The organism is Variovorax sp. FG153 (assembly GCF_057809595.1).
Genome location: NZ_JBMDKG010000003.1, coordinates 280,500 through 302,585 on the forward strand (window position 1 = coordinate 280,500; position 22,086 = coordinate 302,585).

The window sequence follows — 22,086 nt, forward strand, 5'->3', positions numbered from 1 at the left end:
CGGGGCGTTGGCGATGGCTACGGGGAGGTGGGGGCGCCGGGAAGCTCAGGCCGTGCGCGGCAGCTCGATGCGGAAACGCGCGCCGGGCCCCTCGGGCAGCAGGGCGATGCGGCCCCCATGGGCTGCAATGTACTCCTGCACGATGGAAAGTCCGATGCCCGTGCCCTTGACCGCGTGTTCCGGTTGGCGTTCGCCGCGGTAGAAGGGCTCGAAGATGCGGTCGCGGTCGCCCTCGGCGATGCCCGGGCCGGCGTCGTTGACGTCGATGCGCACCGCCTCGGGCGTGCCCGAGACCGCGAGCGTGATGGTGCCGCCGCGCGCCGAGAAGCGGATCGCGTTCGACAGCAGGTTGGCGATCGCGGTGCCGAGCTTGGTGCGGTCCACCGTGAGCGCGATGCGCTCGCCCTCGGCGCGCACCGTGAGGCCGTGGGCCTGCCACTGCAGCCGCTGCGACTCGATCTGCTCCTCGATCAGCGGCAGCAGGTCGGTGCGCTCGCGGCGCAGCTCGCGCGCCTCGAAGGCGGCCGCGTTGAAGCGCAGCAGCGCCTCGATCTGGCCCTGCAGCGCCACCGTGTTCTGGTTCAGGATCTGCGCCACCTCGAGCTGCGCCGGGTTCAGCGCGCCGGTCACGCCGTCCTCCAGCAGCGACACGCCCTCGCGCAGCGCCGCCAGCGGCGTCTTCAGTTCGTGCGAGACGTGGCGCAGGAAGCGCGCCTTGTCGGCATCGAGCTCGGTCAGCCGCAGCCGCAGCCATTCGAGCTGCTGCGACACGCGCCGCACGTCGGCCGGCCCGCGGATGTCGATCGGCTCGTCGAGCCGGTTCTGGCCCAGGCCGACGATGGCGTGCTCGAGCCGCTTGAAAGGCCGCGCCAGCCAGATGCCGAAGGCCAGCGCCAGCGACACCGCGAGCACGCTGGCCGCGACCACCTCGCGCATCAGCCGGCGGCGCGCGTTCTCGATGCGCTTGGACAGCGCGTCGTTCTGCATCTCGATCAGGAACTGGGCCTGCTGCGCGATGTTGGTGTTGAGCGCGTCGAGGTCGCGGAACTGCATCGCCATCGTGCTCTCGCGCTGCAGCGCGCTGTCGGCGCTGCCGCTCATCAGGCCCTCGATCACGCCGAGCTGGGTGCGCCAGGCCTCGGTGCTGGCGGGCGCCAGGCCGTTCTTCTCGAGCCGCTCGAGCACGCCATGGGCCTCGCGCGCGGCATCGTCGAAGCGGCGCCGCAGCACCGAATCGTTGAGCACCAGCGACTGGCGCCCGGCACGCTCCATCGCCGCGCTGCGCTCGGCCAGCGACTGCGCCGCGCCCGACAGCCGCAGCGCGCGCGCCGCGGCGTCGCGGCTTTGCGTCATCAATGTGTCGTACTGCAGCACCGAGCGCAGGGCCACGCCCACCAGCAGCGCGGTGATCAGCAGGAAGGCGAACAGCAGGAGCTGCTGGAACGAGCCCCGTATCGATCGCTTCGCCATCAGGCGAGCGCCCCGGCGGCGGACGCGCTCTCGCGCGTGGGCACTTCGCCGCGCAGCGTGTAGGCCAGCGAGCGCGTGATGCGCAGGTCGGTCATTTGGCCCACGAGCCGTGCGTCGCCCTCGAAGTTGACGACCCGGTTGCAGGCCGTGCGGCCCATCAGCTCGCTCGCGTCGCGGCGCGAGGCGCCTTCCACCAGCACGCGCTGGGTGCTGCCCACCAGCGCCTCGCCGAAGCGCTTCACGTTGCCGTCGATCACGGCCTGCAGCTTCTGCAGCCGCGCCAGCTTGACCTCGTGCGGCGTGTCGTCGTGCAGCGCGGCGGCCGGCGTGCCGGGCCGCGGGCTGAAGATGAAGCTGAAGCTGGCGTCGAACTGGCAGTCGTCGATCAGCTTCATCATCTTGTCGAAGTCCGCCTCGGTCTCGCCGGGGAAGCCGACGATGAAGTCGCTCGACAGCGCGAGCTCGGGCCGGATCGCGCGCAGCTTGCGCACCGTGCTCTTGTATTCCATGGCGGTGTAGCCGCGCTTCATCGCCATCAGGATGCGGTCGCTGCCGTGCTGCACCGGCAGGTGCAGGTGGCTCACGAGCTGCGGCACCCTGGCATAGGCTTCGATCAGCCGCGGCGTGAACTCGTTCGGATGGCTGGTGGTGTAGCGGATGCGCTCGATGCCGGGGATCTCGGCCACGTACTCGATCAGCAGCGCGAAGTCGGCGATCTCGGCCGTGTCGCCCATGCGGCCGCGGTAGGCATTGACGTTCTGGCCGAGCAGCGTGACCTCGCGCACGCCCTGGTCGGCCAGGCCGGCGATCTCGACCAGCACGTCGTCGAGCGGCCGGTTGACTTCCTCGCCGCGCGTGTAGGGCACCACGCAGTAGCTGCAGTACTTGGAGCAGCCTTCCATGATCGACACGAAGGCGGTGGCGCCTTCCACGCGCGCGGGCGGCAGGTGGTCGAACTTCTCGATCTCGGGAAAGCTGATGTCCACCTGCGGGCGGTCGAGCCGCTCGCGCTCGGCCAGCATCTCGGGCAGCCGGTGCAGGGTCTGCGGGCCGAACACGATGTCGACGTAGGGCGCGCGCGCGATGATGGCGTTGCCCTCCTGGCTGGCCACGCAGCCGCCGACGCCGATCTTCACGCCGCGCGCCTTCAGGTGCTTGACGCGGCCCAGGTCGGAGAACACCTTCTCCTGTGCCTTCTCGCGCACCGAGCAGGTGTTGAACAGGATCAGGTCGGCCTCGTCGACGTTCTGCGTCGGCTCGTAGCCCTGGGCCGCGTTGAGCACGTCGGCCATCTTGTCCGAGTCGTACTCGTTCATCTGGCAGCCGAAGGTTTTGATGAAGACTTTCTTGGCGGTCATGGGGAGCTCTTCTATATGGGAGGGGCCCTCGTCTCGCGGAGGGCCGGGCGGACACGGGGCTTTCGTGGCGAAAGCGGCGGCGCGTGTCCGCGAAAGGGATGCCGGTGCGGCCGACGGCCGCTGGCGAGATGCCTACTGCGTGTTGACCGTGTCGTTCTGCACGAAGGGCCAGATGTTGAGGAAGGGCTTGTTCAGCGATTCGCGGCTGGCGGTGGCTTCGTCGGGCGTGAGGATCCAGACCTCGCGCAGCATGCCGGCGGCATCGCGCGTGTAGTTGACCAGCAGGTTCTGGCCGACGATCGCGCCGCTCATCACCAGCATGTTCTGGCCGCTGCGGATGCGCGCGCCGGGCGCGAGCCGGTCGGCGCGGCCGTCGAGCATCACGTCGTTGCCGTCGATCACGCGGAACTTGCCGCGCAGGGTGCCGACCGGGAAATTGCGCCCGCCGACCAGCGATTCGTTCTGGGTCTGTGGCCGGGGCACCGCGTCCTGCGCGCTGGCCTGGAGCGGGAAGAAGCTGGAAGTGGCTGCCAGCGTTGCGCAGGCTGCTATGAAATGAAGAGCGTTCGTGGGTGTCTTGCAGCGGTTCATGGGGTTCATCCAGAGGCTGTGGAGCGGGGATTCTAGCGAGCGGGGTGCCTGTCCATCGGTGCTTATCCCGACCGTTTTTACCGGGCGCGGCGCCCTGGCCTTTACTTTTCTTTACGGTGCGGATGGACACTCGGAACCCCCCGCGATCCAATAGCCGCTGTCAGCCCAAAGTGCACAAAAACCCATGAAGAAGAACGCAGTCATCGCCCTCGTGGGCGTGTCGATCGTCGCCGCCGCGGGATGGTGGTGGAGCGGCTCGGGCGAGCGCGCCGCGGCGAAGAGCGCCAAGGGGCCGGCCGCCGCGCCGACCGCGCTGGTCACGCTCGCCACCGCCGTGCGCCAGGACGTGCCGGTCACGGTGCAGGTCAACGGCAGCGTGGTCTCGCTCAACAGCGTGGACCTGCGACCGCAGGTGACCAACACGGTCGACGTGGTGCACGTGAAGGAAGGCCAGTTCGTGAAGCAGGGTCAACTGCTCTTCACGCTCGACGACCGCAACGACCAGGCCAACCTGGCGCGCGCCCAGGCCCAGCAGAAGCGCGACGAGGCCACGCTGGCCGACCTCGAGCGCCAGTACAAGCGCAGCCAGGAATTGCTGGCGCAGAACTTCATCTCCAAGAGCGCGACCGATGCCACGCTGTCGCAGCTCGAGGCGCAGCGCGCGGCGGTCGCGGCCGACCGCGCCGCGGTGCAGTCGGCCCAGGTGGCGCTGAGCTACACCAAGCTGCATGCGCCGATCGCGGGCCGCATCGGCGCCGTCAACATCTACCCGGGCACGCTGGTGCAGCCCACGCTGTCGCTGGTCACCGTCACGCAGCTCGATCCGATCGCCGTGAGCTTCCCCGTGCCCGAGGCCAACCTGCAGGACCTGCTGGCCGCCGCGCGCACCCGCTCGCGCGTCGAGGCCGTGGTCACGGGCCGCAAGGACACGCTGCAGGGCACGCTCAACTTCGTAGACAACACGGTCGACCCGCAGATCGGCACCGTGCGCGCCAAGGCCGTGTTCGACAACGCCGACCAGAGCCTGTGGCCCGGCCAGTTCGTCGGCACCCGCATCACGGTGCGCACGCTCGAGGGCGTGACGGTGGTGCCGGCGGCGGCGCTGATGATGCTGCCCGAGGGCACCTCGCTCTACGTGGTCGACAAGGAGCGCAACGCGAGCCGCCGCAAGGTGAAGACGCTGCACACCTTCGGCACCAAGGTCGCGGTCAGCGGCGTCGAGCCGGGCGAGCAGGTCGTGATCGAGGGCAGCCAGAACGTGCGGCCCAACGGCAAGGTGCGCGTCGACGACAAGCCGCGCGGCGACGCGCCCGCGACCCCGGCCGCGCCCGGCGGCACCACGGGCGTGACGCCCGGCAGCGCGGCGTCGTCCGATGGCGTCGACATCCGGTCGACGCAGCGGGAACGCGCATGAACATCTCCGAGCTGTGCATCCGCCGTCCCGCGATGACGGTGCTGCTGTCCGCGGCCGTCGTGGTGGTGGGCATCTTCGCCTACTTCAGCATCCCGGTCGCCGCGCTGCCCAGCTACAACACGCCCGTCATCAACGTCAATGCGCAGCTGCCGGGCGCCAGTCCCGACACCATGGCGAGCTCGGTCGCGCTGCCGCTCGAGAAGCAGTTCTCGACCATCCCGGGCCTGCAGACCATCAGCTCGGTCAACACGCAGGGCGTGACTTCGCTCACGCTCGAGTTCGTCAGCAGCCGCGACATCGACGCCGCCGCGGTCGACGTGCAGGCCGCGCTCCTGCGCGCGCAGCGCCAGCTGCCGCAGGAGCTCACGCAGCTGCCCTCGTACCGCAAGGTCAACCCGGCCGATGCGCCGGTGCTGTTCATCGCGCTGATCTCGCCGTCGATGAACCCCTCGGAGCTCAACGACTACGCCGAGAACCTGATCTCGCCCACGCTCTCGACCATCGACGGCGTGGCGCAGGTGGGCGTGTACGGCCGCAAGGCCTTCGCGGTGCGCATCAAGGCCAACGCCGACCTGCTCAACGCGCGCAACATCACGCTCGACGAGCTCGCGCGCGCGGTCAACTCGGCCAATGCCAACACGCCGGTCGGCGTGCTCGACGGCCCGCGCCAGACGCTCACCATCCAGGCCAACCAGCAGCTCACGCGCGCGGCCGACTTCGCCAAGCTGATCGTCGGCCAGCGCAACGGCGCACCGGTGCGGCTCGACGAGGTCGCGACCATCGAGGACAGCTTCGAGTCGGTCAAGACCGCCAGCAGCTTCAACGGCCAGAGCTCGATCTCGCTGGCCGTGCAGCGCCAGCCCAATGCCAACACGGTGCAGGTGGTCGACGCGGTGCGCGCGCTGATCCCGCGCTTCAAGGCCGAGCTGCCGCAGTCGGTCGAGATCCAGATGGTCAACGACCGCTCGCTGTCGATCCGCGAGGCGGTGCACGACGTGCAGCTCACCCTGCTGGGCACCATCGCGCTGGTGGTGCTGGTGATCTTCCTGTTCCTGCACCGGCTGGTCGCCACGCTGATCCCGGCCGCCACCATCCCGATCTCGCTGATCGGCGCGGTGGCGCTGCTCTATGCCTTCGGCTACAGCCTCGACAACGTCTCGCTCCTGGGCATCACGCTGGCCGTGGGCCTGGTGGTGGACGACGCGATCGTGGTGCTCGAGAACATCATGCGCTACGTCGAGAAGGGCATGGACCCGCTGGCGGCCTCGCTGCGCGGCGCGCGCGAGGTGGGCTTCACCATCGTCTCGATCTCGATCTCGCTGGTGGCGGTGTTCATCCCGATCTTCTTCATGCCGGGCGTGATCGGCCTGCTGTTCCACGAGTTCGCGGTGGTGGTGGCGCTGGCGGTGCTGGTGTCGGCCATCGTCTCGCTGACCCTGGTGCCGATGCTCGCGAGCCGGCTGCTCAAGCAGGTGCCGCGGCCCGAGGGCGGCGCGCGCCACGACCATGAAGAGGAGCATCCCGAGCCCGGCACCGCGATCGGCCGCGCCTTCGAGCGCGGCTACCGCTGGGTGCACGGCAGCTACATGCGCACGCTCGACTGGACCCTGGCGCACCGCGGGCTGATGCTGCTGATGGCCGGCACCACCTTCGTCGTCACGGCCTGGCTGTTCATCACGATCCCCAAGGGCTTCTTCCCCGAGGAGGACATCGGCCAGATCCAGATCACGACCGAGGCCGCCGAGGACATCTCCTTCACCGCCATGAAGGCGCTGCAGGACCGCGTGTCCGACGCGCTGATGGCCGACCCCAGCGTCGACTACGTGAGCTCCTTCGTCGGCGTGGGCGGCCCCACGGCCACGCAGAACTCGGGCCGGTTGTTCGCGGTGCTCAAGGCGCGCGGCGAGCGGCCGAAGATGTCGAAGGTGCTCGAGTCGCTGCGCCAGCGCTTCCGCGAGATTCCCGGCATCGCCGTCTACATGCAGCCGGTGCAGAACCTGCGCCTGGGCGGGCGCCAGAGCAAGGCGCGCTTCCAGTACACGCTGCAGAGCGTGAACGCCGGCGAGATGGTGCCCTGGGCCACGCGGCTGATGGAGCGCATGCGCGCCGACCCCGACTTCCGCGACGTCACCAGCGATTCGCAGAACCGCGGCCTGCAGGCCACGCTGAAGATCGACCGCGACAAGGCCGGCGTGCTCGGCGTGGCCGTGGGCGACCTGCGCACCGCGCTCTACAACGCCTACGGCGACCGCCAGATCGGCAGCATCTACGCGGCCAGCAACACCTACCAGGTGATCCTCTCGGCGGCCGACAACGACCGGCAGTTCGAGGACGACGTCTCGCGCCTGTCGGTGCGCAGCACCACCGGCCGGCTGGTGCCGCTGTCGGCCTTCTCGAGCATCGAGCGCACCGTGGGCCCGACCTCGGTCAACCACCAGGGCCAGCTGCAGGCGGTGACGGTGTCGTTCAACCTCGGGCCCGACGTGCCGCTGGGCAACGCCACCGCCAAGATCGACCGCTTCAAGGAAGAGCTCAAGATGCCGCAGTCGATCATCACCACCTACGGGGGCGATGCCGCGGTGTTCCAGAGCTCGCAGTCCAGCCAGGCCGTGCTGCTGGTGCTCGCGGTGCTGGTCATCTACGTGCTGCTGGGCGTGCTCTACGAGAGCTACATCCACCCGATCACGATCCTCGCGGGCCTGCCCTCGGCGGCGGTGGGCGCGCTGATCTCGCTGAAGATCTTCGGCTTCGACCTGACGCTGATCGCGACCATCGGCATCCTGCTTCTGATCGGCATCGTGAAGAAGAACGCGATCATGATGATCGACTTCGCGCTCGACGCGCAGCGCACCGAGGGCCTGCAGCCGGTGGAGGCGATCCGCGAGGCCTGCCGGCTGCGCTTCCGCCCGATCCTGATGACCACGCTGGCCGCGCTGATGGGCGCGCTGCCGCTCGCGCTGGGCCTGGGCGCCGGCGCCGAGCTGCGCCAGCCGCTGGGCGTGGCGGTGGTGGGCGGGCTGATCTTCTCGCAGGTGATCACGCTCTACATCACGCCCGCGATCTACCTCGCGCTCGACCGCTACAGCGGCAGCGGGCCGATGGTCGACCTGCCGAAGGAAGCGCAGGCCGAGGTCTCGCACGCCTGAGCGAGCGCGGCGGGCTCAGGCGCGCCCGCGCCCCTGCCGCGCCGACGCGGGATCGAGGAACAGCTGGCGGAAGTAGTCGCGCAGCGCCGTCATCGCGGGCGAGAACTCCACGCCCTGTTTCCAGCCGAGTCCGATGTTCATGGTGGGGATCGGGTCGCGCAGGTTGATGGTCTCGATGCGCTTGCCCTCGAGCGACCACGGGCGGTAGACCATGTCCGACAGCACGGTCACGCCGCCGCCGTTGGCGACGGTGCTGCGCACCGCCTCCACCGAGCTGGTGCGCAACCGCACCTTCGGCTGGTGCGGCGTGCGGCCCCAGTACTTGAGCGCGGTGGCCGCGGCCTCGTCGACCGTGAGCATGATGTAGGGCTCGGCCGCCACGTCGGCCAGCGTCACCTCGGCCTTGTCGAGCAGCGGATGCTTGGCCGGCACCCACAGCCGGCGCTGCGAGCCGAAGAAGGTCTCGAGCGAGAGCTCGCGCAGCACCACGTTCGAGGTCAGCACCACGCCGAGGTCGTAGCGCCGCGTGATCAGCCCTTCCTCGATCGCCTCGCGCGCCACCTCGTGCACCTTCAGCGTGACCTGCGGATGCAGCTGCTCGAAGCGCTGCAGGTGGTGCGGCAGGAAGTAGCCCAGCACCGTGTAGCTCGCGGCGATGGTCAGCTCGCCCTGCACGGCGGCGTCCTCGTGGGGCATGCGCTGCGCCTCGTCGGCCGCGGCGAGCACCGCGTAGGCATGGCTCAGGAAGCGGCGCCCGCCCTTGGTCAGTTCCACGCCGTGCGGATGGCGCTCGAACAGCTGCTGGCCGAGCATCTCCTCGAGCTCGCGGATCGCGGTGGTCACGGCCGACTGCGAGATGTTGAGCTGCAGCGCCGCGTGCGAGATGCGGCCTGCCTCGGCCACCGCCGAGAAGTACTTGAGCTGGCGAAGGGTCAGGGACATGGCGGGGCTTCGGGGAGTGGATCGGTATCGGCAACGCGGCGCAGCCGGTGCATGGGTTGGTGAAAACCCGATACCGCGCGATCGAATGGCGCCAGCGTAGCAAGGCACGCGCCGCAACGCAGCATCTGTTTTTCAGATACCGAGCGCGCGGAAAACAATGCTTTTCAGCCTTTGGACCGCTCACTAATCTTCGGCCCGTCCATCGAACAAAGGCTGTCACACGTGAAGAAGAAGCGGATCGATCTGAACTCCGACATGGGCGAGGGCTTCGGCCCCTGGACCATCGGCGATGGCGTCGACGCGGAACTGATGCCCCTGATCAGTTCGGCCAACATCGCCACCGGCTTCCATGCCGGCGATCCGAACATCATGCGGCGCATGGTCGCGCTGGCGCGCGAGCACGGCGTGGGCATCGGCGCGCACCCGGGCTTTCGCGACCTCGTGGGCTTCGGCCGGCGCCACATCCAGGCGCCGGCCGAGGAACTGGTCAACGACATGGTCTACCAGCTCGGCGCGCTGCGCGAGTTCGCGCGGCTCGAGGGGCTGGCGCTGCAGCACATCAAGCCGCACGGCGCGCTCTACATGCATGCGGCGCGCGACGAGGCGCTGTCGCGCACGCTGGTCGAGGCGCTGCAGCGCATCGAGCCCGGCCTGCGCCTGTTCTGCATGGAGTCCTCGGTCACCTGCCGCGTGGCGCGCGAGCTGGGCCAGCCCGTGGTGCGCGAGTTCTATGCCGACCGCGACTATGACCGCAGCGGCTCCATCGTCTTCACGCGCCGCGTCGGCGCGCTCGACCCCGAGGCGGTCGCGGCCAAGGTGCTGCGCGCCTGCACCGAGGGCACGGTGCGCACGGTCGAGGGCGAGGACCTGGCCATCGGCTTCGACTCGGTCTGCATCCACAGCGACACGCCCGGTGCGCTCGCGCTGGTGCAGGCCACGCGGCGCGCGCTGGCCGCGCATGGCATCGAGGTTGCAGGGCTCGCCGCGCAGGGCTGATCCCCTCTTTCCCTTCCCCGTTTTCCGTTTCGTCCCCAGGAGTGCATCCCATGTCCGCTACCCATGAAGTCCTGAGCCCGCTGCCGGGCACCTTCTACCGCCGCTCGGCGCCCGGCGCGCCGCCGTTCAAGTCCGAGGGCGACACGGTGGCCGTGGGCGACGTGCTGGGCCTGGTCGAGGTGATGAAGCAGTTCAGCGAAGTCACGGCCGACGCGGCCGGTCGCCTGCTGCGCTTCGCGGTCGAGAACGCCGAGCCGGTCGATCCGGGCCAGCCGCTGGCCGTGATCGAGACCGCCTGAGGAAGACGACGCGATGACCGCTGCATTCGACAAGCTGCTGATCGCCAACCGCGGGGAGATCGCGGTGCGCGTGATCCGCGCCGCGCAGGAGCTGGGCCTGAAGACCGTCGCCGTCTACAGCGACGCCGACGCCCAGAGCCTGGCCGTGCAGATGGCCGACGAGGCCGTGCGCATCGGCCCGGCCCATGCCGGCAAGAGCTACCTGAGCGCCGACGCCATCCTGCAGGCCGCGGCCCAGAGCGGCGCGGGCGCCGTGCATCCGGGCTACGGCTTCCTCTCGGAGAACGCCGACTTCGCGGCGCGCGTCGAGGCCGCGGGCCTGGTGTTCGTGGGCCCGACGCCGCATGCGATCCGCACCATGGGCGACAAGGCGGCCGCGCGCGCCGCCGCCATGAAGGCCGGCGTGCCCACCGTGCCCGGCAGCGCCGGCGTGGTGAGCGATGCCGGCGTGGCGGTCGAGCTCGCGCGCGACATCGGCTACCCGATCATGATCAAGGCCTCGGCCGGCGGTGGCGGGCGCGGCATCCGCGTGGCGCACGACGAGGCCGAGCTGCGCCAGCAGTTCGCCACCGCCACCGCCGAGGCGCAGGCCGCCTTCGGCAACGGCGAGGTCTACCTCGAGCGCTTCATCCGCAAGGCGCGCCACATCGAGGTGCAGATCCTCGGCGACGGCCAGCGCGTGGTGCACTGCTTCGAACGCGAATGCTCGCTGCAGCGCCGGCGCCAGAAGGTGTGGGAAGAAGCGCCCTCGGCCGCCATCGATGCCGCCACGCGCGCCGCGCTGTGCGAATCGGCGCTGCGCCTCGCGAGCGCCGTGGCCTACCGCGGCGCGGGCACGCTCGAATACCTCTATGACGACGACACGCGCGAATTCTTCTTCATCGAGATGAACACCCGCATCCAGGTCGAGCATCCGATCACCGAGATGGTCACCGGCATCGATCTCGTGAAGGAGATGCTGCGCATCGCGCTGGGCCAGCCGCTGCGCCTGAAGCAGGAGGACATCCGGCTCGCCGGCGCCGCCATCGAGGTGCGCATCAACGCCGAGAACGCCGCGAAGAACTTCATGCCGAGCCCGGGCCTGGTGACGCGGCTCGCGGTGCCGGGCGGGCCCGGCGTGCGCTTCGACACCCTGATGTTCGCGGGCTGCAACGTGCCGGCCTACTACGACTCGCTGCTCGGCAAGCTGATCGTGCACGACAGCGACCGCGCCGCCGCGCTCGCGCGCATGCGCCGTGCGCTCGGCGAGCTGCGCGTGGAGGGCATCCACACCACGATCCCGCTGCACCGCGCGCTGTGCGACGACGCCGAGGTCGCGGCCGCGGCCTTCCACACCGGCTTCCTCGAGCAATGGCTCGCGGCGAACCCGCTGGCGGAGCCCGCCGCTTCCGTCCCGACTCTCGAGAAGGTGCCCGCATGACCGCCGCCATCCTCCCGGCCCAGGCCCGCTACAGCTTCGGCGGCGACGAGCACCTGTTCGTCGAGATCAGCGAATCGATGTCGCTGCCCGCCTTCTTCAAGGGCATGGCGATCTGCAACGAGCTGCGCCGCCGCGTGCAGGCCGGCGAGATCGCGGGCGTCACCGAGATCTGCCCGGCCAACGCGGCCTACCTGGTGCGCTTCGATCCCGACCTGATCGCGCCCGACGCGCTGCAGGCCGTGCTCGAGGGGATCGAGGCCGGCATCGGCGAGGCCGACCTGCGGCTTTCGACCCGCATCGTCGAGATCCCCGTGCTCTACAACGACCCGTGGACGCACGAGACCCTGATGCGCTTCCGCGAGCGCCACCAGGACCCGGCCAGCACCGACATCGAATACGCCGCGCGCATCAACGGCCTCGATTCCGTCGATGCCTTCATCGCCGCGCATTCGGGCGCGCCGTGGTTCGTCTCCATGGTGGGCTTCGTGGCCGGGTTGCCCTTCCTGTTCCAGATGGTCGAGCGCGAGCGCCAGCTCGAGGTGCCCAAGTACCTGAGCCCGCGCACCGACACGCCGCGGCTCACCCTGGGCCATGGCGGCTGCTTCAGCTGCATCTACTCGGTGCGCGGTGCCGGCGGCTACCAGATGTTCGGCGTCACGCCGGCGCCGATCTTCGATCCGGCCCAGCGCCTGCCGTACCTCAAGGAGCTGATGGTGTTCTTCCGTCCCGGCGACATCGTCAAGTGGAAGCCGATCGACCGCGCCGAGTACGACCGCCAGGTGGCGCAGGTGGAGGCCGGCGACTACGCGTTGCGCATCGCGCCGGTGTCGTTCTCGCTGCAGGAATTCCTGGCCGACCCCGACGGCTACAACCGACAGCTGCTGAAGGTGCTCCATGGCGATTGAAGTGCTCAAGCCCGGCCTCGCGACCAGCGTGCAGGACGCGGGCCGTCCCGGCTACTACCACCTGGGCATTCCGCTGTCGGGCGCGCTCGACCAGCAGGGCCTGGTGCTGGCCAACCTGCTGGTGGGCAACGACGAGGGCGCGGCCGTGATCGAGAGCACGCTGCTCGGGCCCGAGCTGCGCTTCGACGCGCCCGCGGTGGTGGCGGTGACCGGCGCGCAGGCCAAGGTCAAGCTCAACGGCGCCGAGATGCCGCGCAACGAAGCCTTCGCGGTTCGGGCCGGCGACGTACTGGGCTTCGACTTCATGCTGCTGGGCGCGCGCATGTGCATCGCGGTGGCCGGCGGCATCGACGTGCCGCTGGTGCTCGGCAGCCGCTCGACCTACGGGCTCGGTGCCTTCGGCGGCTTCGAGGGCCGCAAGCTGCTGGCCGGCGACCGGCTGCCGGTGGGCACGCCCTCGGCGCGCGCGCGGCCCGGGCGTGGCGTGGCCGCCGAGCTGCTGCCGGTGCTCGCCAAGGAGGTGACGCTGCGCGTGCTGCCCGGCATCTACTTCCACCGGCTGCAGCAGGACTCGGTGCGCAGCTTCTTCGCCGACACCTGGAGCGTGGGTTCGGAGGCCGACCGCATCGGCTACCGCTACAAGAACGGCACGCCGCTGAAGTTCATCGAGCGCACGCCGCCCTTCGGCGCGGGCGCCGATCCGTCGAACATCGTCGATGCCGGCTATCCCTATGGCTCGATCCAGGTGCCGGGCGGGCGCGAGCCGATCATCCTGCACCGCGACGCGGTCTCGGGCGGCGGCTACGCGATGGTCGGCACGGTGATCAGCGCCGACATGGACCTGATCGCCCAGATGCAGCCCAACCACAAGGCGCGCTTCGTCGCGGTCGACATGGCGCAGGCGCTGGCCGCGCGCGCCGAGCGACGACGGCGCATCGAGCGCCTGCGCGCCGCGCTCGCCGACTGAGCGCCCGGGCGGCGCGGCCGCCCACTCATTTCCTTCCCCGTTGCCACCTAGGAGTTCTTCATGAACAGCTTGCCCCTGCGCGTTTCATTGACCGCCGCCGCCTTCGCCGCCACCGTGCTGTGGCACGGCGGTGCCTCGGCCGCCGACTGGTTTCCCTACAAGGCCGAGGCCACCGAGCCCGCCTTCTCGGCCGAGGGCACGCGAAAGCCCATCGACTACGTGCCGCTGCCCAAGGCCTCGAAGAAGTGGGACCTCTGCGTGTCGTTCCCGCACATGAAGGACGCCTACTGGCTCGGCGTGGACTACGGCGTGATCGAGGAGGCCCGGCGCCAGGGCGTGAAGCTGCAGGTGGTCGACGCGGGCGGCTACACCAACCTCGGCAAGCAGGTGTCGCAGATCGAGGACTGCGTGGCGCGCGGCGCCAACGCGGTGATCATCGGCGCGATCTCGGGCGACGGCCTCAACAACGTCATCAAGGCCACGGCTGCGAAGAAGGTGCCGGTGATCGACCTGGTCAACGGCATCAACTCGCCCGACCTCTCGGCCAAGTCGCTGGTGTCCTTCCACACCATGGGCCAGTCGACCGGCGCCTACCTCGCGAAGAAGCATCCGGCCGGTTCGCCGCCGGTCAAGGTCGGCTGGTTCCCGGGCCCGGCCGGCGCGGGCTGGGTCGAGGCCGCGCACAGGGGCTTCATGGAGGCGGTCAAGGGCAGCGCGGTGGTGGTGCTCGATCCGAAGTACGGCGACACCGGCAAGGAAGCGCAGAGCAAGCTGATCGAGGACGTGCTGCAGGCCAACCCCGACCTGGCCTACCTGGCGGGCACGGCCGTCACGGCCGAGGCCGCCACCGGCATCCTGCGCTCGCGCAACCTCGACAAGAAGGTGCAGGTGCTGTCCTTCTACATGACGCCGGGCGTCTACGAGGGCATCCAGCGCGGCCGCATCGTGGCGGCGCCGGCCGACTCGATGGTGATCCAGGGTCGCATCGCGGTCGACCAGGCGGTGCGCCTGCTCGAGGGCAAGGAGGTCGCGAAGCACGTGGGCCCGAAGATCTTCGTGGTCGACAGCGGCAACATCCAGAGCGTGAAGCAGGCCGACATCCTGCCGCCGACCGGCTTCAAGCCGGTGTTCGAGGTCAAGTAAGGCCCGCGATGCCACCCCTGCTGCAGACCCGCGGACTCGGCAAGCGCTATCCGGGCGTGCTGGCGCTCGACGGCGTGGACTTCGAACTGCGCGCGGGCGAGGTGCACGTGCTGTTCGGCGAGAACGGCGCCGGCAAGTCGACGCTGATCTCGCTGCTGGCCGGCGCCAATGTGCCGAGCGCCGGCGAGATCCGGCTGCGCGGCGAGCCGGTGCGCTTCGCGAACGTGCACGAGGCGCGGCGCCACGGCATCAGCGCCGTGTTCCAGGAGTTCTCGCTGATCCCCACGCTGTCGGTGGCGCAGAACCTGAGCCTCGGCGAGGAGCCGCGCCGCGGCGGCCTGCTCGACCGCGGCGCGCTGCGCGAACGTGCCCGCGCGATGCTGGCCGACCTGGGCTTCGCGATCGACGTCGATGCGCCCGTGGCCGGCCTCACGCGCGCGCAGCAGCAGATGGTGGAGATCGCCAAGGGCCTGCGCGGCGAGGTCTCGGTGCTGATCCTCGACGAGCCCACGGCCTCGCTGACCGATGCCGAGACGCAGCGCCTGTTCGCGCTGGTGGCGCGGCTGCAGGCGCGCGGCGTGGGCATCGTCTACATCTCGCACCGCATGCAGGAGATCGCGCGGATCGCCGACCGCATCACGGTGCTGCGCGACGGCCGCCAGGTGACGACGGTCGAGGCGCGCGAGACCGATGCCGACCGCCTGATCGAGCTGATGAGCGGGCGTGCCATCGAACAGGTCTATCCGCGCATCGCCTTTGCGCCGGGCGAGACGGTGCTCGAGGTCGAGGGCCTGCATTCGCCCAACGGCGTGCGCGGCGCCAGCCTCAGGGTGCGGCGCGGCGAGGTGGTCGGGCTGGCCGGCCTCGTGGGCTGCGGCAAGTCGGAGCTGTTCCGCGCGGTCTGCGGGCTCGATCCGGTGAGCGCGGGCCGCGTGCTGTTCAAGGGCCAGCCGCGCACCGGCGCCAGGGTGCGCCGGCTGCTCGACGAGGGCCTGTTCTACCTGCCGCCCGACCGCAAGGGCGAGGGGCTGGTGCTGGGCTTCAGCTCGCGCGCCAACATCACGCTGCCGCTGGTGCACGGCCCGCTGCGCGGCCATGGCGGCTGGCTGCGCAAGCGGCTCGGGCGAAGGCTGTCGACGGCCGCGGCAGAGCGCGTGGAGCTCGCGCCGCGCAACCTCGAGCGGCCGGTGGCGCTCCTGTCGGGCGGCAACCAGCAGAAGGTGCTGTTCGGCAAGGGCATGACGCGCGACGCCGCGCTCTACGTGTTCGACGAGCCCACGGTGGGCGTCGACATCGGCACCCGCAGCGCGCTCTACCAGGTGATCCGCAAGCTTTGCGAAGGCGGCGCGGCGGTGGTCGTGATCTCCTCCGACCTGCCCGAGGTGCTGCACCTGAGCCACCGTGTCTACGTGATGTGCCGCGGCGAGATCGCCGGCGAGCTGCAGGGCGACGCCATCGGCGAGAGCGCCGTGCTCAATCTCTTCTTCGGTCCCAGCGAGAACAACAAGCCATGACTTCGTCTTCCTCCGTCGCCACCGCCGTGCCTTCGGCACCGGGGCCCGCCGGCCGCGCGCTGGCCCTGCTGCGCGCCCTGTTCCTGCGCCTGGGCGTGCTGCCCTTCATGCTGGCGATCGCCTTCGTGGTGTTCGGCACCCTGTCGGACCAGTTCCTCACGGTGCAGAACCTGGTCAACCTGCTGCGCCAGTCGGTCTACCTGATCCTGGTGGCCATGGGCCAGATGCTGGCGCTGGTGACCGGCGGCTTCGACCTCTCGGTCGGCACCGTGATGGCGATCACCTCGGTGGTGGCGGCGCTGGCCATGCAGTTCTTCGGCGCCGCGCTGCCCGACGCCGCCTGGCTGGCGATCGCGCTGGGCTGCGCCTGCGGCATGCTGGCCGGGCTCGCGGTGGGGCTGGTCAACGGCATCGGCGTGGCCTTCATCGGCGTCTCGCCCTTCATCGTCACGCTGGGCGTGCAGTCGATCGGCTTCGGCCTGGCGCTCTACCTCACGGGCGGCGTGCCGGTGTCGGGCCTGCCCGCGGGCTTCAGCGAGCTGTTCGGCTTCGGCGCGCTGCTGGGCGTGCCGGTGCCGATCTAGGTCACGGCGGTCTGCGTGGCGGCCATGGGCGTGCTGATGGGCCGCATGCCGACCGGCACTCACCTGCTGGCCGTGGGCGGCAACGCCAAGGCGGCGGCGCTGTCGGGCATCGACACCCGGCGCGTGCTGCTCGTGGCCTACCTGCTGTGCGCGGGCCTCGCGGCCGTCAGCGGCCTGCTGCTGACCGCGCGCGTCGAGACCGGCGAGGCCAACCTCGGCGGCACCGTGGCGCTGGAATCGATCGCGGCCTGCGTGATCGCCGGCGTGAGCCTGCGTGGCGGCATGGGCCGGGTGCCGAACGTGGTGATGGGCGCGATCTTCATCGGCCTGGTGCAGAACGGCATGAACCTCGCGAGCGTGGGGTCGTACCTGCAGATGGTGGTGCTGGGCGCGCTGCTGATCGTGGCGGTGGTGGCCGACCAGCTGCGCCACCGCATGGTGGCGCCCGGCTCGCACTGACGCACCGAGCTAGTTGGCGAACTCGTCGCGCGGCCCGCCCTCGGCCGCGAGGTGCGAGATGTCGCTCCAGCCCACGAGGCTGAAGCCCTCGCTGCTCCACAGCATGCGGTTGATGGCCGCGTTGCCGAGCTGCCAGGTGCGCGGCGCCTGCAGCTCCTGGCGCGTGGCGGCGCGGTAGAGCACGTCCATCACGCCGCCGTGCGCGACCAGCGCCACCAACTCGCCCGTGTGGCGCGAGGCCAGGTCGGCGGCCACGCGCGTGATGCGCTCGCGGAACACCAGCAGGCTCTCGCCGCCCTCGGGTTCGAACTCGGGATCGCGCTCGCGCCAGCGCCTGGCCTGTTCGGGCAGCTCGGCCTCGATCTCGGCGAAGCTCATGCCCTCGAAGCGGCCGAAGGCGCGCTCGCGCAGGCCGGGTTCGGGCCGGACCTCGAGGCCGTGCGGTTTGGCGATCTCGAGCGCGGTCTGCCAGGCGCGCGAGAGGTCGCTCGCATAGATGGCGGCCAGCGGCTCGTCGGCCAGCGCCTGGCCCACGCGCTGGGCCTGCCAGACGCCGGTGGGATTGAGCCCGATGTCGAGCTGGCCCTGGATGCGCGTGTCGACGTTCCAGGCGGTTTCGCCATGGCGAACGGCGATCAGGCGGGTGAGGTCTTCCATGGTCGAAATTCTAGGAGGGCGGCATTTCGGATCGTGCCGCCGCTCCAGGCCCGAGGCGGGCCCTTACTGTTGCTTCTTCGCCGTCGGCAGCTCGATGTTGACGCGCCGCACGCCCTCGGGCGGCTTCGGGAAGCCTTGCAGCGCGGCCTGGAACATCACCGGCAGCACCGCGGCGCTCGAGGTGTAGGGGCCGTCGTTGCGCGCGCGGGTCTCGTAGACCACGCGGTTGCTGCCGAGCTCGCGCAGCACCACGCCGACCTCGCGCTCGTACCAGGGGTTGGAGGCCTGCGGGATCATCGGCGCGCCATACCAGCCGCCGCCGTACCAGCGCCGGCCGTAGCCGTAGGGGCCGTAGCCATAGCCGTAGCCGAAGGGGCCGTCCCAGAGCCAGGGGTCGGCCCAGGGCGACAGCGTGGTGGTCACGCGGGCGCTGATTTGCGCCGTGTAGCGCGGGTTGGCGTCGTCGCGGCGCAGGCCGACCTGCTCGAGCGCGGCGGCGGCCATCGCCTCGAGCGAGGCCTGGCGCTCGCCGTTGGCCTGCTGCGAGGGCAGGCGCTCGAAGCGGTAGGTGGCGCCGGCGGGAACGGTGTCGATCGAGGAGAAGCTCTTCACGTCGCTGTCGACCACCCAGGAGGTGGCGCAGCCGGACAGGGTTGCTACCAAAAGGAGAGCGGGAAGAGCAGAGAAGGCGCGTTTCATGAGGGTCTCCGGGCCGGTGAGCCCAAAATTCCCCTGGGTAGCCGGATCAGCCCTGGACGATGCGCAGGGCGGCGGGTGCCTGGGAGAGCGGGTCGAAGGAGGGCGTGTCGAAGGCCTTGTCGCCGTTCTCGTCTGCCACGCCCGTCGGCTTCAGACCCTTGAAGTCGTGCAGCGTTCCGTCGAGCAGGTGCGAAGGCACCACGTTCTGCATCGCGCTGAACATGTTCTCGATGCGCCCCGGGTACTTGCGTTCCCATTCGCGCAGCATCTCGCCGACCTGCTTGCGCTGCAGGTTCTCCTGGCTGCCGCACAGGGTGCACGGAATGATCGGGAATTCGCGGTGCTGGGCCCAGCGCACCAGGTCCTTCTCGGCCACGTAGGCCAGCGGCCGGATCACCACGTGGCGGCCGTCGTCGCTCACCAGCTTCGGCGGCATGCTCTTGAGCTTGGCCGCGAAGAACATGTTGAGGAAGAAGGTCTGCAGCATGTCGTCGCGGTGGTGGCCCAGCGCGACCTTGGTGGCGCCCAGCTCGTCGGCCACGCGGTAGAGGATGCCGCGGCGCAGCCGGCTGCACAGGCCGCAGGTGGTCTTGCCCTCGGGGATCACGCGCTTGACGATGCTGTAGGTGTCCTGGTTCTCGATGTGGAAGGCCACGCCGAGATCGCTCAGGTACTTCGGCAGCACTTCCTCGGGGAAACCGGGCTGCTTCTGGTCGAGGTTGACCGCGACGATGTCGAAGTGGATCGGCGCGCGCGCCTTGAGCTTGAGCAGGATGTCGAGCAGGCCGTAGCTGTCCTTGCCGCCCGACACGCAGACCATGACCTTGTCGCCTTCCTCGATCATGTTGTAGTCGACGATGGCGCGGCCCACCTCGCGGCACAGGCGTTTCTCGAGCTTGTGCGTTTCGCGCTCGATCTTCATCGAGTTGGCGGGAAGGGGCGAGGCGGAGGCGTCGGCGACGGGCGCCTCGTCGATCCAGACGGCGTTCATGGCAAAAGGGCTGCCCGGGGCAGCAAAAAGCGGGGGAAGGGGGCGATTTTGCCCCGGATCACCATTCCCCGGCTTCGATGCGGATCGCGACCTCGCAGTCCTCGAAGATCTCGAGCTTGGCGATCTTCACGCGCACGCCCAGCACGCCGGGCAGCTGCAGCAGGCGCTGCGCGAGCTTGCCGATCAGGCTTTCGAGCAGGTTCACGTGCTCGGCCGTGCACTCGTCGATGATGATCCGGCGCACCTTGCGGTAGTCGAGCACGTGGAAGATGTCGTCGTCCTTGGGCAGCAGCGGCTGCGGGCCGAGGTTGAGCTCGGCATCGACCTGGATCGGCTGCGGCGCGACCTTTTCCTGCTCGAGGATGCCGAGGTTGGCGTCGAAGCGCAGGCCGTTGAGGGTGAGCGTCTGGCGCCCGAGGGGGGTGGTGGGTGACATCGGGTGGGGCTCGAAAAAGGGGGCCGCGGGCGGCGGGTTCAGCTCACATGTGCGAGAAATCGCGCTCGAACTTCATCAGGTGCTGGCCGCCGTCCACCAGCAGCGTGGTGCCGGTGATCGAGCCGTTCTCGAGCGCGAAGCGCACGGTGGCGGCCACGTCGGCCGGCGTGGACGAGCGCCCCAGCGGCGACAGCTTGTGCAGCTGCGCGAACTTGTCGTCGTCGTGCATGTGGCTCGGCAGCGTGAGGCCGGGCGCCACGCCCACCACGCGCACGCGCGGCGCGAGCGCCAGCGCCAGCATCGGCGTGGCGGCCTCGAGCGCGGCCTTGGAGAGCGTGTAGCTGAGGAAATCGGGGTTGGTGTTCCACAGCTTCTGGTCGAGCATGTGGACCACCGCGCCGGTGAGCGTGCCTTCTGGATCGCGTTGCGCGAGGTGCGCGTGCAGCGCCTGCGCCAGCACGATCGCGGCCCCCGTGTTGCCGCGTGCATGGCGGTCCATCAGCGCGTAGCTGAAGCTGGCCGCGTCGTCGTGCTCGAACAGCGCGGCGCTGTGCACCACCGCGTCGACCCGGCCGAAGTGCGCCGCCACCTGCGGCAGCAGCGCACGCGTGGCGGCCTCGTCGAGCAGGTCGGCGCCGAAGGCATGGGCCTCGCCCGCGAGCGCGGCGCAGTCGGCCACCGTCTGCTCGGCCTCGGCGCGCGACTGGCGGAAATGCACCGCCACGCGCCAGCCGCCCGCGGCCAGCGCCAGCGCGATCTCGCGCCCCAGCCGCTTGCCCGCGCCCGTGACGAGGACGGTGCGGCGCTCGGGTGGCGTGGCGGTGGAGGAGGGCGCGGCGCTCATGCGGAAGGTGGGGGCTGGAGGATGCGAGGAGAATCGGTGCCCGTGACGACACAGACCCACAGCAGTTTACCCATCGCCCTCGACACCCTGATCGCCCGTGCCGTCGAGCGCGCCGGCGGCTGGATCGGCTTCGACCGCTTCATGGCGCTCGCGCTCTATGCGCCGGGCCTCGGCTACTACGCCAACAGCCTCGCCAAGTTCGGCCAGATGCCCGAATCGGGCAGCGACTTCGTGACCGCGCCCGAACTCACCCCGCTGTTCGGCCGCGCGCTGGCCGCGCAGCTGGCCGAGGCGCTCGAGAAGACCGGCACCGCCACGGTGTGGGAATTCGGCGCCGGCTCGGGCGCGCTCGCCGCCCAGTTGCTCGATGCGCTCGATGCCCTGGGCCGCAGCGACGTGAACTACCGCATCGTCGACCTCTCGGGCACCCTGCGCGCGCGCCAGCAGCAGGCCTTGGCGCGCTTCGGCGACCGCGTCGAATGGCGGCTCGAGCTGCCCGCGGCGATGCAGGGCGTGGTGGTCGGCAACGAGGTGCTCGACGCGATGCCGGTGCAACTGCTCGCGCGCCATGGCGGGCGCTGGTTCGAGCGCGGCGTGGTGCGCAATGCGGCAGGCGACGGCTGGGCCTGGGCCGACCGCGAGACCGAGCTGAGGCCGCCGGTCGAGGTGCCGGGCGAGCACGACTACCTGACGGAGATCCATCCCCAGGCCAAGGCCTTCGTCGCGACGCTGGCGGACCGGCTCGAGCGCGGGGCTGCCTTCTTGATCGACTACGGCTTTCCCGAGAGCGAGTACTACCACCCGCAGCGGCACATGGGGACGGTGATGTGCCATCGGGCGCATCTCTCGGATGGGGATCCGCTGTCCGACGTGGGGTTGAAGGACATCACTGCGCACGTTGACTTCACGGGGGTGGCGTTGGCGGGGCAGGAGGCGGGGCTTGCCGTGCTGGGGTATGCGAGTCAGGCGCGCTTTCTGTTGAACTGCGGGCTGGTTTCGTTGATGGAGACGGCTTCCGTGGGGGAGAGGGCGATGGGGGCTCGGCTGGTGCATGAGCATGAGATGGGGGAGCTGTTCAAGGTGGTGGGGTTTGCTGTGGGTGATGCTTGGGAGGCGCTTGGGTTTGTTGAGGGGGATCGGAGTCATACGCTCTGATTTTTTGGGTGTGTGTTTTTGGTTGAGGCTGTTGGCCGGGACTCGCCCCGGCGGGCGAGTCACTTTCTTTTGCTTCGCCAAAAGAAAGTAACCAAA

General features: G+C 70.0%; 19 protein-coding genes and 1 pseudogene. 11 read left to right on the forward strand and 9 right to left on the reverse strand.

The window, feature by feature from the left end; translation table 11 throughout:
* Positions 1 to 45: 45 nt before the first annotated feature.
* From ACODT0_RS06535 to ACODT0_RS06545, 3 genes are all read right to left on the reverse strand, one after another.
* Positions 46 to 1,470 carry a sensor histidine kinase gene (locus ACODT0_RS06535; protein ID WP_057591123.1) on the reverse strand — a complete coding sequence of 475 codons (1,425 nt, stop codon included), beginning with the start codon at positions 1,468 to 1,470 and terminating at the stop codon, positions 46 to 48.
* On the reverse strand, positions 1,470 to 2,828 hold the full coding sequence (gene miaB / locus ACODT0_RS06540; protein ID WP_479671682.1) for a tRNA (N6-isopentenyl adenosine(37)-C2)-methylthiotransferase MiaB: 1,359 nt from the start codon (positions 2,826 to 2,828) through the stop codon (positions 1,470 to 1,472). Before miaB ends, ACODT0_RS06535 begins: the two co-directional genes overlap by 1 nt.
* A 132-nt stretch (positions 2,829 to 2,960) precedes the next feature.
* On the reverse strand, positions 2,961 to 3,419 hold the full coding sequence (locus ACODT0_RS06545; protein WP_057591121.1) for a hypothetical protein: 459 nt from the start codon (positions 3,417 to 3,419) through the stop codon (positions 2,961 to 2,963).
* A 184-nt stretch (positions 3,420 to 3,603) separates the two neighbouring features.
* Between ACODT0_RS06545 and ACODT0_RS06550 the strand changes: the two genes are divergently transcribed.
* Both ACODT0_RS06550 and ACODT0_RS06555 read left to right on the forward strand, forming a co-directional pair.
* Positions 3,604 to 4,833: an efflux RND transporter periplasmic adaptor subunit gene (locus tag ACODT0_RS06550; RefSeq protein ID WP_082321631.1), complete on the forward strand. Its 1,230-nt coding sequence runs from the start codon at positions 3,604 to 3,606 to the stop codon at positions 4,831 to 4,833.
* A complete protein-coding gene (locus ACODT0_RS06555; RefSeq protein ID WP_489040903.1) occupies positions 4,830 to 7,979 on the forward strand; it encodes an efflux RND transporter permease subunit in 3,150 nt (1,049 codons plus the stop codon). The genes ACODT0_RS06550 and ACODT0_RS06555 overlap by 4 nt, the downstream gene beginning before the upstream one ends.
* Positions 7,980 to 7,994: 15 nt before the next feature.
* Here ACODT0_RS06555 and ACODT0_RS06560 read toward each other — a convergent pair whose 3' ends face one another.
* Positions 7,995 to 8,921, reverse strand: coding sequence for a LysR family transcriptional regulator (locus ACODT0_RS06560; protein WP_057591119.1), 927 nt, complete (start codon positions 8,919 to 8,921; stop codon positions 7,995 to 7,997).
* Between the two features lie 222 nt (positions 8,922 to 9,143).
* Here ACODT0_RS06560 and ACODT0_RS06565 point away from each other — a divergent pair, with 222 nt between their 5' ends.
* From ACODT0_RS06565 to ACODT0_RS06600, 8 genes and pseudogenes are all read left to right on the forward strand, one after another.
* On the forward strand, positions 9,144 to 9,917 hold the full coding sequence (locus ACODT0_RS06565; protein WP_422097997.1) for a 5-oxoprolinase subunit PxpA: 774 nt from the start codon (positions 9,144 to 9,146) through the stop codon (positions 9,915 to 9,917).
* A gap of 50 nt (positions 9,918 to 9,967) precedes the next feature.
* Positions 9,968 to 10,216: an acetyl-CoA carboxylase gene (locus ACODT0_RS06570; RefSeq protein ID WP_261211275.1), complete on the forward strand. Its 249-nt coding sequence runs from the start codon at positions 9,968 to 9,970 to the stop codon at positions 10,214 to 10,216.
* A 13-nt stretch (positions 10,217 to 10,229) separates the two neighbouring features.
* The gene (locus tag ACODT0_RS06575) at positions 10,230 to 11,636 is read left to right on the forward strand and encodes an acetyl-CoA carboxylase biotin carboxylase subunit (RefSeq protein ID WP_261211274.1); all 1,407 of its coding nucleotides are present in this window, start codon (positions 10,230 to 10,232) and stop codon (positions 11,634 to 11,636) included.
* Complete coding sequence (locus tag ACODT0_RS06580; protein ID WP_413764474.1) at positions 11,633 to 12,541, forward strand: 5-oxoprolinase subunit B family protein; 909 nt, start codon at positions 11,633 to 11,635, stop codon at positions 12,539 to 12,541. Before ACODT0_RS06575 ends, ACODT0_RS06580 begins: the two co-directional genes overlap by 4 nt.
* Positions 12,531 to 13,508: a 5-oxoprolinase subunit C family protein gene (locus ACODT0_RS06585; protein ID WP_422097994.1), complete on the forward strand. Its 978-nt coding sequence runs from the start codon at positions 12,531 to 12,533 to the stop codon at positions 13,506 to 13,508. Before ACODT0_RS06580 ends, ACODT0_RS06585 begins: the two co-directional genes overlap by 11 nt.
* A gap of 60 nt (positions 13,509 to 13,568) precedes the next feature.
* Positions 13,569 to 14,651 carry a TMAO reductase system periplasmic protein TorT gene (gene torT, locus ACODT0_RS06590; protein WP_489040904.1) on the forward strand — a complete coding sequence of 361 codons (1,083 nt, stop codon included), beginning with the start codon at positions 13,569 to 13,571 and terminating at the stop codon, positions 14,649 to 14,651.
* Between the two features lie 8 nt (positions 14,652 to 14,659).
* Entirely contained in the window at positions 14,660 to 16,165 is a 1,506-nt protein-coding gene (locus tag ACODT0_RS06595; protein WP_489040905.1) for a sugar ABC transporter ATP-binding protein, read from the forward strand.
* Between the two features lie 107 nt (positions 16,166 to 16,272).
* Positions 16,273 to 17,208: pseudogene (locus ACODT0_RS06600) on the forward strand (ABC transporter permease).
* Between the two features lie 9 nt (positions 17,209 to 17,217).
* Here the strand turns inward: ACODT0_RS06600 and ACODT0_RS06605 are convergent.
* From ACODT0_RS06605 to ACODT0_RS06625, 5 genes are all read right to left on the reverse strand, one after another.
* A complete protein-coding gene (locus ACODT0_RS06605) occupies positions 17,218 to 17,865 on the reverse strand; it encodes a histidine phosphatase family protein (protein WP_296741854.1) in 648 nt (215 codons plus the stop codon).
* Between the two features lie 63 nt (positions 17,866 to 17,928).
* Positions 17,929 to 18,564 carry a DUF4136 domain-containing protein gene (locus tag ACODT0_RS06610; protein WP_413764470.1) on the reverse strand — a complete coding sequence of 212 codons (636 nt, stop codon included), beginning with the start codon at positions 18,562 to 18,564 and terminating at the stop codon, positions 17,929 to 17,931.
* A gap of 46 nt (positions 18,565 to 18,610) precedes the next feature.
* Positions 18,611 to 19,555 carry a tRNA 2-thiocytidine(32) synthetase TtcA gene (gene ttcA, locus ACODT0_RS06615; protein ID WP_209547461.1) on the reverse strand — a complete coding sequence of 315 codons (945 nt, stop codon included), beginning with the start codon at positions 19,553 to 19,555 and terminating at the stop codon, positions 18,611 to 18,613.
* A 58-nt stretch (positions 19,556 to 19,613) separates the two neighbouring features.
* A complete protein-coding gene (locus ACODT0_RS06620) occupies positions 19,614 to 19,991 on the reverse strand; it encodes a dihydroneopterin aldolase (RefSeq protein ID WP_057591108.1) in 378 nt (125 codons plus the stop codon).
* Between the two features lie 43 nt (positions 19,992 to 20,034).
* On the reverse strand, positions 20,035 to 20,835 hold the full coding sequence (locus tag ACODT0_RS06625) for an SDR family oxidoreductase (RefSeq protein WP_057591107.1): 801 nt from the start codon (positions 20,833 to 20,835) through the stop codon (positions 20,035 to 20,037).
* Between the two features lie 21 nt (positions 20,836 to 20,856).
* Here ACODT0_RS06625 and ACODT0_RS06630 point away from each other — a divergent pair, with 21 nt between their 5' ends.
* Positions 20,857 to 21,990 carry a class I SAM-dependent methyltransferase gene (locus ACODT0_RS06630; protein ID WP_296741862.1) on the forward strand — a complete coding sequence of 378 codons (1,134 nt, stop codon included), beginning with the start codon at positions 20,857 to 20,859 and terminating at the stop codon, positions 21,988 to 21,990.
* The last annotated feature ends 96 nt before the right edge of the window (positions 21,991 to 22,086 follow it).

Excerpts from the sequence above, each read along its gene's own strand:
- ACODT0_RS06535 (WP_057591123.1), bottom strand. The coding sequence starts at position 1,470 with ATGGCGAAGCGATCGATACGGGGCTCGTTCCAGCAGCTCCTGCTGTTC.
- miaB (WP_479671682.1), bottom strand. The coding sequence starts at position 2,828 with ATGACCGCCAAGAAAGTCTTCATCAAAACCTTCGGCTGCCAGATGAAC.
- ACODT0_RS06545 (WP_057591121.1), bottom strand. The coding sequence starts at position 3,419 with ATGAACCGCTGCAAGACACCCACGAACGCTCTTCATTTCATAGCAGCC.
- ACODT0_RS06550 (WP_082321631.1), top strand. The coding sequence starts at position 3,604 with ATGAAGAAGAACGCAGTCATCGCCCTCGTGGGCGTGTCGATCGTCGCC.
- ACODT0_RS06555 (WP_489040903.1), top strand. The coding sequence starts at position 4,830 with ATGAACATCTCCGAGCTGTGCATCCGCCGTCCCGCGATGACGGTGCTG.
- ACODT0_RS06560 (WP_057591119.1), bottom strand. The coding sequence starts at position 8,921 with ATGTCCCTGACCCTTCGCCAGCTCAAGTACTTCTCGGCGGTGGCCGAG.
- ACODT0_RS06570 (WP_261211275.1), top strand. The coding sequence starts at position 9,968 with ATGTCCGCTACCCATGAAGTCCTGAGCCCGCTGCCGGGCACCTTCTAC.
- ACODT0_RS06575 (WP_261211274.1), top strand. The coding sequence starts at position 10,230 with ATGACCGCTGCATTCGACAAGCTGCTGATCGCCAACCGCGGGGAGATC.
- ACODT0_RS06580 (WP_413764474.1), top strand. The coding sequence starts at position 11,633 with ATGACCGCCGCCATCCTCCCGGCCCAGGCCCGCTACAGCTTCGGCGGC.
- ACODT0_RS06585 (WP_422097994.1), top strand. The coding sequence starts at position 12,531 with ATGGCGATTGAAGTGCTCAAGCCCGGCCTCGCGACCAGCGTGCAGGAC.
- torT (WP_489040904.1), top strand. The coding sequence starts at position 13,569 with ATGAACAGCTTGCCCCTGCGCGTTTCATTGACCGCCGCCGCCTTCGCC.
- ACODT0_RS06595 (WP_489040905.1), top strand. The coding sequence starts at position 14,660 with ATGCCACCCCTGCTGCAGACCCGCGGACTCGGCAAGCGCTATCCGGGC.
- ACODT0_RS06605 (WP_296741854.1), bottom strand. The coding sequence starts at position 17,865 with ATGGAAGACCTCACCCGCCTGATCGCCGTTCGCCATGGCGAAACCGCC.
- ACODT0_RS06610 (WP_413764470.1), bottom strand. The coding sequence starts at position 18,564 with ATGAAACGCGCCTTCTCTGCTCTTCCCGCTCTCCTTTTGGTAGCAACC.
- ttcA (WP_209547461.1), bottom strand. The coding sequence starts at position 19,555 with ATGAACGCCGTCTGGATCGACGAGGCGCCCGTCGCCGACGCCTCCGCC.
- ACODT0_RS06620 (WP_057591108.1), bottom strand. The coding sequence starts at position 19,991 with ATGTCACCCACCACCCCCCTCGGGCGCCAGACGCTCACCCTCAACGGC.
- ACODT0_RS06625 (WP_057591107.1), bottom strand. The coding sequence starts at position 20,835 with ATGAGCGCCGCGCCCTCCTCCACCGCCACGCCACCCGAGCGCCGCACC.
- ACODT0_RS06630 (WP_296741862.1), top strand. The coding sequence starts at position 20,857 with ATGCGAGGAGAATCGGTGCCCGTGACGACACAGACCCACAGCAGTTTA.